A 13,521-nucleotide genomic window follows, 5' to 3' on the forward strand; every position below is an offset into this window, starting at 1 on the left:
CTTCACACATAAACAATATTCTGCCCCCTTTACTCAAAATGAGGCAAAACAACTATTAATTGTTTTGCCTCATAATTTTTACTAGAATTTAAAATTTTTGAATTTGTCTCCTAATATATCTCCTAGTGTTACTCCACCTTGTTCTTCTTGCTTATATTGTGAGAAATCTTCATTTCCTCTTGCTGCTTCTTTAATGCTTAGGCTTACTCTTCTATCTTTTTCATTTATTTCACCAATTTTAACTTTTACAACTTCTCCAACTTTTAATACGTCAGAAACCTTTGCAATATGTTCTTCTGATATTTCTGATAAATGAACTAATCCTTCTACTCCTGATTCAAGTTGTACAAAAGCACCGAAATCCATTAATTTTACAATAGTTCCTTCAACTATTTGACCAGCTTTATAAGTGCTTGTTATATTATTCCATGGGTTACCTTCTGCTCCTTTAAGTCCTAGAGATATTCTTCCTTTTTCTTTATCGAAATCTAAAATATCAACTTCAACTTCATCTCCAACTGACACTACCTCTGATGGTTCTTGAACCCTTTTCCATGATAATTGTGAAATGTGAATAAGACCATCAATGCCACCTAAATCTACAAAAGCACCAAATTTAGCTAGTCTAGTTACAACACCTTTTCTCTTTTCACCTTTTTTAAGTTCATCCCAAATTAAATCTCTTTTAACTTGATTTTCTGCTTTTTCTATTACTCTTCTAGATAAAACTATGTTTTTGTTTTCTTTATCAAGTTCTATTATTTTAACTACTAATGTTTTACCCTTATAGTCTTCTAATTTCTCAACGTATGCGTCTGATATTTGTGATGCTGGTATAAACGCTCTAACTCCTTCAATATAAGCAGTAACTCCACCTTTAACAATATCACTAACTGTTACTTCTAAAGTTTTATCTCCATCTAAAATTTCTTGGAATTCATCCCATATTTTAAGGCCATCTGCTCTTTTTTTAGATAAAAGCACATTACCTTCTCCATTGTTTACTTTCATTATATATACAGAAATTTCATCGCCAATCTTAATAACCTCTGATAGGATTACTTCTTTTTCATTTGATACTTCTTCTTTTGGTATAACTCCATCAGTCATATATCCTATGTTCACAAGAACTTCCTCTTCATTTACAGAAAGTACAGTTCCACGTACAACGTCTCCACTGTTAATACTTACAATAGTTTCCTCGTTATTATCCATTATATCATTCATTGTAACTTCTTCTTTATTATCTGTTGTCATATATATACACTCCTCTTATTAAATACTTTTGCTAAATCTATTTTTAGATTATTTACAGTCTACTATTATATATTCTATAAATATTCATTGAAATCCTTCTTATTTTTAAATTTCGCCTTTTTTAGATCTTTTCTTTAACCCATCTTCTCTATTATATCATACTTCACCCATTCATAAGGTCATACCATTCAATTTCATTTTATTTTTTATAATTTTTGCCCCACTAAGTTCTATGTAAGGTTCACAAACAGCACGAACTCTAATATCTATATTATATTCTAAAAGCATTTTATTATTAAAAATATATAGTACTCCCAAATTATTCTTTAAATTTCTAATATATCCAGTAAGTGTTTGAATTATTCCTTTTTCATAAATAATAAATAATAGGGACAGTTAACAACAATATTAATCCAACATTTATTTATAAAATTGTTAACCGCCCCTAAAAACAATCCAACCATTAGCTTATCTTTCTTCTCTAAAATAAGGATTAGAAAGCCCTGCCGGCGGTGAGTTCTTGCTGGATTTTTTCATTGAAACTATTACTAGGATAACTATTGTAACTACATAAGGCAAAAGATCAATTAAATATTGAGATACTTCAAACCCAGGTAATCCTTGTAGTCTAAATCCTATTATGTCAAGACCTCCAAATAGATATGCTCCAATAAGTGCCCTTTGAGGTCTCCAAGTTGCGAAAATTACTAAGGCTACTGCTATCCAGCCCCTTCCTGCTGTTACATTCTCCTGCCAAGCTGGTACATAAACAAGAGATAGATATGCTCCTCCAAGACCGCAAAGAGCTCCACCGATTAGAGTATTAACATATTTATATAAACTAACATTAATACTTGCCGCATCTGCTGCTGCTGGGTTTTCACCAACCGCCATTGTGTTTAAGCCTTTAGCAGTTTTGTATAAATATATAAATAAAAGCACCGTTACAATATATCCAAGATATACAAACACATCATGATTAAAAAATATGTCTCCTATAAAAGGTATATCACCGATTATTGGAATTCTTTTAGGTACAAAAAATACTTTTATCTTATCTGGAGTAACTTGGCCAATCAATTTTTTACCTACCATACTTGAAAACCCTGTCCCAAATATAGTAAGTGTAAGGCCACATACTACTTGATTCGCCCTAAGCGATATAGTTAAAAATGCATAAATTAAAGCTCCAAGCCCTCCTGCAATTGCTGCAGCAAGCATTGCTATAACAGGGCTTCCCGTATTTAATCCTGCCATAAACCCAATTACAGAACCCATAAGCATCATACCTTCTACGCCTAAATTAAGGTTTCCTACTTTCTCAGTTAATATTTCACCTAATGTAGCAAAAAGCAGAGGAGTTCCAGCTACCACAGCAGCTGCTAAAAATGATGTAATACTATCCATTTATTTTGCCTCCTTTCGCATGTCTAGGGACTTAAATTTTATTTTATATTTAGTAAAGAATTCACTGCCCAATACGAAAAACAAAACAATTGCTTGTATTAACTGAGCTGCTGCTTGAGGTATTCCTAGGGCTGTTTGAATATATGACGCACCTTCCAAAAGTGCAGCAAAAAGTATAGATACTATTACTATGATTGGTGCAGACAGTGCAGATAACCATGCTATAATTATAGCTGTAAATCCAGCTCCACCTGCAACTTCTACAGATAGTGTTCTGCTAACTGCTGATGCTTGAATTACACCTGCAATTCCACATAATGCTCCACTTATAAATATAGCTATGTACATTGTTTTTCGAATATTAATACCTGCATATGTAGCTGTTTTTTCACTTTCTCCAAGCACTGAAATTTCATATCCCTTTTTAGTATATTTCATGAAAATATACACTATTATAACAAGTATAATTGAGATTATCCATCCTATATTTATACCTAAAACATCTGGAAGTGTAGCATTTGGAGAAAAGCTAGGTATTTTTGGGAAACCCATTGAATTCTTATCTTTCCAAGGTCCATATTTCAAATATGTTATAAATTTTAATGCTATGTAGTTCAGCATTAAGGTTACAATTGTTTCATTGGTTTTCCATCTGCCTTTAAGCACAGCTGCAATTAGTGCCCATAACCCCCCACCTATAACACCTGCACAAAACATTATTAAAAGCAAAGGCAATTTGTCCATATCCGGAAATCTAAGCGCAAAAAAACTTGCAGCAAAAGCTCCCATTACTATTTGTCCTTCTCCACCAATATTCCAAAACTGCATTTTGAAGGCTACAGCTATTCCAAGCGAAGTTATAATTAGTGGTATTGCCCTAATAAGCGTTTGCCTTAAACTATAAATTGTCCCAAAACTTCCCTTAATAAGTGCTGCATATACCTCTATAGGATTAAGTTTAATTATTATCAAAAAAATACCTAACATTAATAAAGATAGGAGTATTGCAATGCTTCTAATTTTAAAATTATCAGTTTTTGAAGTTTCTGCTCTTTTAATAATCTGCATCATCTATTTACCCTCCCCCTCTACTGTTTTTCCCACCATCATCATACCTATTTTTTCTCTTGAAGCATCCTTAGCATCAATAATACCAGTAACCGCTCCGTCACAAAACACCATAATCCTATCACATAACTTAATCAACACATCCAAATCTTCTCCAATAAATAATACCCCAGTTCCTTTTTCTTTTTCCTGGCTTATCAAATCATATATTGTATAACATGTATTAATGTCCAGCCCTCTTACGGCATATGCCATAATGAGTATTTTAGGATACATACTTAATTCTCTTGCAACTAAAATCTTTTGAATATTTCCACCGGATAAATATTTTATAGGATGATTTATGTCTGGCGTTTTGATTTCAAACTTGTCTACCATTTTTTTAGCTTTTACAATTACAGGTTTTCTATCTATAAACATCCCTTTTTGTTTATGGTAATCCTTTAGCAAAAGATTATCCACCATGCCAAATGATGCAACTAATCCCATTCCTAATCTGTCTTCTGGTATAAAACTCATACTTATGCCTTTATTAATAATATCCCTAGGAGATTTACCTACTAAATCTTCCCCCTCAAATATTATTTTACCACCAGATACTTTTTGAATACCTGCAATAGCTTCACATAATTCTTTTTGACCACTACCAGCAATACCTGCAACACCCAAAACTTCGCCACGTCTTAATGTGAAACTCATTTCTTTAATTATTTCTGCTTTTTCATTATTTAAAACTCTTAAATTAGATACCTCAAGAAGTATCTCTCCTCGATCTTTATCTACCCTTTTTATACTTAAGTTCGCTTTGCGTCCCATCATTAATTCTGTTAATTGCTTTGGATTAGTATTTACTTTTTCTACTGTTTTTACAGCTTCACCTTTTCTTAAAACAGTAATTTTATCACAAATCTCCATTACTTCATCCATTTTATGGCTTATAAATATAATTGCTTTTCCTTGCTCTTTCATTTTTCTCATTATCTTAAATAACTTTTCTGTTTCACTAAGCGAAAATACTGTAGTAGGTTCATCTAACACTAAAATATCAGCGCCTCTATAAAGCACCTTAAGTATTTCAAGATTTTGCCTTTCACCTACTGCCATATCAGAAACATATTTATTTATATCCACCTCTAACTGAAATTTTTCACATATATCATTAATCTTTTTTATTTCTAACTTATTATTAAAAAATATCCCCCTATTTTGTCCTAGGAGTATATTCTGCTTAGCAGTCATTTCCTCGACTAATTTGAAATGTTGATATATCATCCCAATACCAGCCTTAATAGCATCTTTAGGAGAATTAAAATTCATATTTTCCCCATGAATTTTAATGTGACCATTATGAGCCCCGCCGTCTGGAGTATATACTCCTGATAACATATTCATGAGAGTACTTTTACCTGCCCCATTTTCACCTAAAAGTGCATGGATTTCTCCACCAAATATAGTTAAATTCATATTATTATTAGCTATTACTTTTCCAAAAGTCTTGCTAATATTTTCTATAGACACATAAGGTATTTTATCCATATTTAATTTCTCCTCTCTTTAATATTTTTAGGACTTATTTCTAAAGCATATAATATAAACTTAAAATCCAATAAATATAGTAAGTATGAAATTCATACTTACTATATTTGAGTTCCATTATTAACCTTACATTTTTATACTATATCATTACTCTAATTTTCCTTCTACGCCTTTAACAAACCAATTAAATTCTAGTAATTCTTTATCTGTCATCACTTTATCTTTTTCAACTTTAACTGCTCCACTTTGATCCATTATTGGTCCTACAAATATTTTGTTTTCCCCCGAGAGTATAGCAGCTTTTGCTTTTTCTACAGCCTCTTTAGCCCCAGTTGGCGAAACTTCTGTAAGAGGTGCAAGTGCAACTATTCCAGACTCAAGGCCTCCCCAATAACTTCCTGATTTCCATGTACCAGCTTGAATTGCTTTAACTTGCTCAACATAATATGGTGTCCAATTCCAAACTGGTGAAGTCATATACGCTTTTGGTGCTTTAGCTTTCATATCTGTGTTATATCCAATAGCTGATATTCCTGCCTCTTCTGCTGCCTGTAATGGTCCTGCAGTGTCTTGATGTTGAGTAATTACGTCTACATCCTCTGCAATTAGTGCTTTTCCTGCTTCTTTTTCTGTAGCTGGGTCATACCAAGTATTAGTCCATTTCACCTTTACTATAGCATCTGGCTTAACAGATTGTACTCCTAAGGTAAATGCATTTATTCCTCTTGTTACTTCTGGCATTGCAAATGCTGCTACATAGCCAATTTTATTTGTTTTAGTTTTCATTCCAGCAACTATACCTGAAAGATATCTTGCTTGATATATACGGCCAAAATAACTGGACATATTTTCTGAAGTTTTACTCCCAGATGCATGAAGATATTTAATTTCTGGATGTTTAGCTGCGGACGCTGCCATTCCGTCCATAAATCCGTAACTTGTTCCTACAATTACATTAGCTCCTTGATTAATCATATCTTCGCATGTTTTTTCTACTTCCGCTAAATCCTCTTTCACTGACTCTTTATATAATGTCTCTACACCTAGCTCTTTTTCAAGTCCTTTTCTTCCCATATCATGAGAATAAGTCCAACCTTCATCCCCTACAGGTCCTACATATATAAACCCTACTTTTACTTTCTTGTCCTCAGTTTTAATCTCAGTATCTGTTACTGATTTTTTATCACTACACCCTACAAGTGCCAAAGACATAATTAATGTAACTGCTAGTACTAAACTTCCTAATTTCTTCTTCATTATTAATCCCCCTCCAATTTTACTTCTGTAAATAGTTCTTTAATACATAAATTTACTTTATAACAAATAATTATTATTCAAATACTACCTTATTATCTTTTAACGATTTTACTATTGCTAATGATTCTACTTTAACACCCTCCTTTTCTATACATATTCTTCCTTTTTGAAATGCCTTCTCGATAACAATTCCTACTCCAACAACATCAGCACCTGCCTTACGTGATATGCTTATAAGTCCTAATGCTGCATTTCCATTTGCTAAAAAATCATCAATTATTAAAATTTTATCTTCTTTATTAATATATTTCTTACTGGTTTTGATTCTATAATTTTTGTTTTTCGTAAAGGAAAATACTTCTGCTTCATATACGCTAGTATCCAAAGTGGTAGCTTCATGTTTTTTTGCAAAAACTACAGGCACGCTATTAAAGTATTGTGCCACAATACATGCTATTCCTATACCAGATGCTTCAATTGTTAATATTTTTGTTATGTCTTGATTTTCAAATCTTTTTTTAAACTCTAACCCAATTTCATTTAAAAGTTTTACGTCAATTTGATGATTGAGAAAACTATCAACCTTTAAAATTTCATTATCTATTACTGTGCCTTGTGAAAGTATCTTTTTCTTTAGTATTTCCATACATCTTCTCCTTTGTAAATAAAGTTTTCAGCATACCAAGATTTTTAAAATAAAAACTCCCTTGATAACGAGTTAATACGTTAGCTAAGGAGTTTATAATAAAAACTTTTAATAAAATTAATTGAAACTACAATTATTTTATTGTATTTATTAAAACACCCATAGTCAAGTAGTTTACGGTTACTTGGTAGAAACGCTTAGTCCATATTCCTAAGCTTATATGAGTTTGCGAATATTAGATTTTATTTTCAATTAATCATTCGTGTTTGTATTCTATAATATTACATCATTTTTTTTGTTAAATCAACATGTATTTAAAAAAATGTCATACTAAATAATTATCTAGTACGACATTTTTATATTATTATAACTTAATATTTTATAACTTAATACTAACGGGTGGCGTTCCCCAAATTTCTTTTGCATATTTCCTAATAGTATTATCACTTGAAAATATACCGGATTTTGCAATATTTACAATGGCCATTTCCTGCCACACAGATTTTTGTCTATATAACTTGTCAATTTTACTATGAGCAGTTACATAAGCATCAAAATCTTTAAGTACAAAATATTCATCATTGTGAGAAAGCAAACTATCATACAAACTCATAAATTCATTTTTATGAGTTTCAAAAAATCCATTAACCATTTGATTTAATACTTTATTTACTCTAACATCATTATTATATATATCATAAGAATTGTAACTCTTATTTCTATAATACTCTATTACCTCTTGGGCGGTTAGACCGAATAATATAATATTTTTCTTTCCAACAGCATCAAATATTTCTACGTTTGCCCCATCCAAAGTGGCTATTGTTATTGCACCATTCATCATAAACTTCATGTTGCCTGTTCCGGAAGCCTCCTTAGATGCAGTAGATATCTGCTCACTAACATCAGCACAAGGGATAATTTTTTCAGCTAGGGACACTCCATAATTTTCGAGGAACAATATTTTTATTTTCCCTCTAACTATTGGGTCATTATTTATTTTACTTGCCAAAGTATTAATAAGTTTAATAGTTTGTTTTGCTATATGATAGCTTGGAGAAGCTTTAGCTCCAAATATAAATGTTCTTGGAACCATATCAAAATTTGGATTTTCAAGAAGTTGATTGTATAAGTGCATTATATGAAGTACATTTAAAGTTTGCCTTTTATATGAATGCATTCTTTTTGCATGTACATCAAATATAGAACTCGGATCAATTGAAGTCCCATAATTTTGGGATACATAATTGGAAAAATCTATTTTATTATTTGTTTTTATATTTCGCGATCTCTCTTGAAATGCGGCATCCTTTGAAAACTTCATTAATCTATCAAGCTCATTGGGAGACTTTATCCACTGATTACCTATAGTTTCCGTTATCAAGTTTGCAAGTTTTTCATTAGAATTTAGTAGCCATCTTCTATGAGTTATGCCATTAGTTTGATTATTAAACTTTTCCGGAAAAAATTCATAAAAGTCCGAAAGCTCTTGATGTTTTAATAATTCAGTATGAAGTTTTGCAACTCCATTAACAGAATGACCTCCTACTATGGCAAGATATGCCATTCGAACATACCCATCATATATAATTGACATTTTATTAACTTTGTTCCAATCGCCATTATACCTGTGATACACCTCATTGCAAAAACGTCTATTTATTTCTGCTACGATCATATAAATACGCGGAAGTAATCTCTTAAATAATTCTACAGGCCATTTTTCTAGCGCTTCTGCCATAATTGTATGGTTAGTATAAGCCATGGTCTTAGTTGTAATATACCATGCATCATCCCAAGACAAATTTTCCTCATCAATTAAAAGTCTCATAAGTTCTGCAACAGCAACAGCTGGATGAGTATCATTTATTTGCACTGCAACGTGTTTATGAAATTCCATAAGCGGGAGTGTTTTCTTTTTATAATTTCTTAAAATACTTTGAAGTCCTGCACTTACAAAAAAATACTCTTGCTTAAGCCTTAGTAGTTTACCTTTTTCATAGCTATCATCTGGATATAAAATTTGTGAAATAGCCTCAGCTGAATATTTATTTTCACCCGCTTTTGCATAATTGCCTTGACTAAATGAAGAAAAGTCAAAATCTTCCTCCATAGTCTCAGCGCTCCAAAGCCTTAAAGTATTTACAGTATTATTCTCATATCCTTTTATTGGAGTATCATATGGCACTGCCCTTACTACTTCATAGTTTTCATGAACAACTTTTGTAGCCCCATCCACCTCTTCTAAATACACATTTCCTGCAAATCTTACTTCTACAGATTTACTTTCTTTTCTTATTTCCCATGAATTACCGTTTTTTAGCCAGTTATCAGGGACCTCCACTTGATAGCCATTTTCTATTTTCTGCTTAAATAATCCATATTTATATCTTATACCACACCCATGTCCTGGTACCTGTGTCGACGCCATAGAGTCTAGAAAACATGCTGCTAGTCTTCCAAGTCCACCATTCCCAAGTCCCGCATCTGCTTCTATATCCTCTACCTCAATTAAACTAATCCCTAAATCGCTAAGGGCATCATTACAGATATCCTTTATACCTAAATTAACTAGATTACTATTGAGTAACCTACCAAGCAGAAATTCCATTGAAAAATAATATATTTGTTTACCTCTGTTTTTCCCATACTCTTTATTACTTTCTATCCAAGGTTTAGTGCAATAATCCTTTATGAGTGCACCCAAAGCATAATATTGATGTAAATGTGACGCATCAATAACATCTTCTGCAAACATCGTTTGTAGTTTTTCCACATAATCTATTTTAAACATTTCTTTATCAATTACCACAACATTCACCGCCTAGAAATTTTAGAATTCACTTTTATCTTTATCATATAAAAAATAAATAACATCCTAAGTGTTATTTATTTTTTTACTATAAATTATTCTTTTAAATTACTATATAATTTCATATAATTTTTAGCTGAGTTTTCCCAACTATTATTTGAACTCATAGCATTCTGAACCAAATTATCCCATGAAGTTTTGTCTTTGTATAATTCAAGAGCACGATTTATAGCCTCTAATAACTCTTTACCACTATAATTATTAAAAGAAAAACCATTACCCTTACCAGTATATTTATCATAAGGTATTATTGTATCTTTAAGTCCACCAGTTTCCCTTATAATTGGAATACTTCCATATTTTAATGCTATAAGTTGGCCAATGCCACAAGGTTCAAATAAAGATGGCATCAAGAACATATCTGAAGCAGCATATATTTGTTGTGCTAGAGTATCATCATACATAATTTTTGCACATATTCTACTTGGATATATAGACGCATAATACTGAAATATGTCCTCATAATATCCATCACCATTTCCAAGTAATACTATTTGAACAGGAAGACTAAGAAGTTCTTGGAGTTTTTCTGCAATTAAGTCTAAACCCTTTTGCTTTACAAGTCTTGTAACAATTCCTATCATTGGCATATCTTCATCTACGGCAAACCCTAATTTTTCTTGGAGTTTCAACTTGTTTTTAACCTTTTGATTTATACTTTCCATATCATAATTATAAAATATTTTTTTATCTATCTTAGGATCATATAATTCATAGTCTATACCATTCACTATTCCAACTATCTTATCTGCTTTTTCTGTTAATAATCCATCTAGTCTTTCTCCATAAAAAGGAGTTTGAATCTCTTTTGAATAAGTATCACTTACAGTAGTAACCTCATCTGCGAAAACTATTCCACCCTTCATAAAAGAGACAGCATCATAAAATTTCATTTCATCTTCATTAAAATACTTCCAATCCAAATTTAACAGATCGCCTAATACTTCTTTTGGAAACACCCCTTGATATTGTAAATTATGTATAGTGAATACAGTTTTAATTTTATTATACAAAACATCTTCACTATAGTTTTCTTTAAGTAAAAGCGGTACAACGGCACTTTGCCAATCATTACAGTGAATTATATCTGGTTTAAAATCGCCCATATATTTTACAGATTCAAGAACTGCCTTTGAGAAAAATGAAAACCTCTCTCCATCATCATAATCTCCATATGTATGAGGCCTTTTAAAATAATATTCATTATCTACAAAATAATAAGGCACACCATCATAAATTAGTTGTTCCAGACCGCAATATTGACTTTTCCACCCAACCGGTACATTAAAACTAGCGATACTCCCCATGCAATTTTTAAAATTCAATGGAATACTACTATATTTAGGTATAATTACTCTTGCGTCTATTCCCAGTTTTCTTAAAGCCTTCGGTAACGCGTATGCAACGTCGCCGAGACCTCCTGTTTTTATAAAAGGATATGCTTCTGATGCCACAAATAATACTTTCATACTAACCCCCCTATAGTCATATTTAAGCAAATAACAATCTTGTAATGTTATTTATTTAATGCGACTTAAATTTAAAATTTTTATGTTCTAAGTTTCTTTTCTATAACAACTGGGAACTCTTCGTCACCCTCAAGTACTGTATTCTCTTTTATAATTGTATTTTTATCAATTATAACATTAGTTAATTTGCAACCTTTTTTAATTACACAATTTTGAAATATAATACAATTCTTAACTTCTGCGTTTTCCTCTACAGTTACCCTTCGTGAAATTACGCTCTTATCTATTGTGCCTTTTAATATACATCCATTTGCAATCAGCGAATTATTAACATTTGCTCCATTGAAGTATTTAGTTGGAGCTTCATCTTTACTCTTTGTATAAATTAACCCGCCATTAAAGAATAATTCCTTAGTTACTTTACCATTTAACATATCCATACTAGTTTTATAATAATTTTTTATAGAATTTACACATTGAAGGTATCCTTTAAACTCATATGCATTTACGTTAAGCTCTGCAACATTATCATAGATAGCTTCTTTAATTGAGTTATGACTTCCTGTTTGAACACATTTGTTTATAATATCTATAAGAGTAGTTTTTTTCATTATAAACATTTCCATAGATATATTTAATTGGTCCTCTGCTCCAATATTTTTCCCAATGCTTAAAATCTTATTTTCTTCATTAATATATAGAGTACTGCAATTTACATAATGTTTTTTTCCTGTATTTGTTTTTTTGTACAATATTGTTATATCACTACCTGACTCCTCATAATACTTAGCCGCCTCATTGTAATCTATATTGCATAACATGTATGATGAAGAAATTATCACATATTCCTGTTTAGTTCTATAAATATATTCCATATTTTGACTTAATACATCTATATCCCTTAGTTGTGATCTTTCAGAAGTAAGATTAAATAAAAATAGTCCATTTATTTTCCTATCTAAATCCCAAGGTTGCCCTGAACCCAAATGATCTACCAAAGACCTAGTTTTTGTATTAGTAAATATACCTATATTATGAATACCTGAATTAACCATATTTGAAAGTACAAAATCAATAATCCTGTACCTTCCACCTATAGGAATCGACGCTATAGGTCTTGATTTTGTAAGACTTTTAATATTATCTTCTTGTTCATTTAGCATTAATATTCCTATATAATTTTTAAGCATTTTAAGCACCTCCTTAATTTTATGATTTATTGACTACCATTAAATCAGCTTTAATTTCACGTCCTCTTTCAATAACAATAATATCGCGACCATTACCAATATATGAGTTACGTCTTATAACAACATCGCTTCCTATAATGGCTTTGTCTATAACTACGTTAGTTCCTATTTTAGTATTTGGCAGAATAACTGAATTAGTTATTTTCGATCCTTTTCCTACATGTACTCCTTGGAAAAGAACACAATTACTTATTTCACCAAGAATCGTACAACCTTCATTCAGCATTGCATTGTTTATACTTGCTTCAGGTCCTATATATTGTGGTGGCAACATAGAATTAACCGTATATATTTTCCATTTATCATCATGTATATCAAGTTCATTATCATCTGACAATAAATCCATATTTGCTTCCCAAAAGCTTTCAATTGTACCAACATCTCTCCAATATCCACTAAAACGGTAAGCTTGCAACTTCTGATTATTATTTAACATCTTAGGTATTATATTTTTCCCAAAATCATTACTAGATATTTCATCCTGATTATCCTCTTTTAAAAGTTGCTTAAGAGTAGCCCAATTAAAAATATAAACTCCCATTGACGCTAAATTACTTTTAGCATTCTTTGGTTTTTCTTCAAATTCATATATGCTATCATCCTCATTAGTATTCATTATTCCAAATCTACTACATTCATCATCAGGAACTTCTATTACTGCAATAGAGGCATCTGCACCTTTTTCTTTATGAAAATCCAGCATTTTAGAATAATCCATTTTATAAATATGATCCCCTGATAAAATAAGAACATATTCCG

The 13,521-nt window shown here is 31.2% G+C and carries 10 protein-coding genes and 1 riboswitch; all 10 genes read right to left on the bottom strand.

Annotation, left to right across the window (positions count from 1 at the left end; all coding sequences use genetic code 11):
* Positions 1–81: 81 nt before the first annotated feature.
* On the bottom strand, positions 82–1,257 hold the full coding sequence (gene rpsA, locus ACREVX_RS14165) for a 30S ribosomal protein S1 (RefSeq protein ID WP_431544846.1): 1,176 nt from the start codon (positions 1,255–1,257) through the stop codon (positions 82–84).
* Positions 1,258–1,725: 468 nt separating this feature from the next.
* Entirely contained in the window at positions 1,726–2,664 is a 939-nt protein-coding gene (locus ACREVX_RS14170) for an ABC transporter permease (RefSeq protein ID WP_431544848.1), read from the bottom strand.
* Positions 2,665–3,735, bottom strand: coding sequence for an ABC transporter permease (locus ACREVX_RS14175; protein ID WP_431544849.1), 1,071 nt, complete (start codon positions 3,733–3,735; stop codon positions 2,665–2,667).
* Positions 3,736–5,268 carry an ABC transporter ATP-binding protein gene (locus ACREVX_RS14180; protein ID WP_431544850.1) on the bottom strand — a complete coding sequence of 511 codons (1,533 nt, stop codon included), beginning with the start codon at positions 5,266–5,268 and terminating at the stop codon, positions 3,736–3,738.
* 147 nt (positions 5,269–5,415) lie between these two features.
* A complete protein-coding gene (locus ACREVX_RS14185) occupies positions 5,416–6,525 on the bottom strand; it encodes a BMP family ABC transporter substrate-binding protein (RefSeq protein ID WP_431544851.1) in 1,110 nt (369 codons plus the stop codon).
* 73 nt (positions 6,526–6,598) lie between these two features.
* Positions 6,599–7,171 (bottom strand): xanthine phosphoribosyltransferase, encoded by a 573-nt coding sequence (locus tag ACREVX_RS14190; protein ID WP_431544852.1) that lies wholly within the window; start codon positions 7,169–7,171, stop codon positions 6,599–6,601.
* A 142-nt stretch (positions 7,172–7,313) separates the two neighbouring features.
* Positions 7,314–7,415: riboswitch (purine riboswitch) on the bottom strand.
* 135 nt (positions 7,416–7,550) lie between these two features.
* Positions 7,551–9,983, bottom strand: a complete 2,433-nt coding sequence (locus tag ACREVX_RS14195; protein ID WP_431544854.1) for a glycogen/starch/alpha-glucan phosphorylase — start codon at positions 9,981–9,983, stop codon at positions 7,551–7,553.
* A 95-nt stretch (positions 9,984–10,078) separates the two neighbouring features.
* Positions 10,079–11,512, bottom strand: coding sequence for a glycogen synthase GlgA (gene glgA / locus ACREVX_RS14200; protein WP_431544855.1), 1,434 nt, complete (start codon positions 11,510–11,512; stop codon positions 10,079–10,081).
* Positions 11,513–11,592: 80 nt separating this feature from the next.
* On the bottom strand, positions 11,593–12,702 hold the full coding sequence (gene glgD / locus ACREVX_RS14205) for a glucose-1-phosphate adenylyltransferase subunit GlgD (RefSeq protein WP_431544856.1): 1,110 nt from the start codon (positions 12,700–12,702) through the stop codon (positions 11,593–11,595).
* Between the two features lie 19 nt (positions 12,703–12,721).
* The coding region (locus ACREVX_RS14210; RefSeq protein ID WP_431544857.1) for a sugar phosphate nucleotidyltransferase at positions 12,722–13,521 on the bottom strand (800 nt) is incomplete at its 5' end.

This window comes from Clostridium sp. (assembly GCF_050717545.1).
Lineage (GTDB): Bacteria > Bacillota > Clostridia > Clostridiales > Clostridiaceae > Clostridium_AD.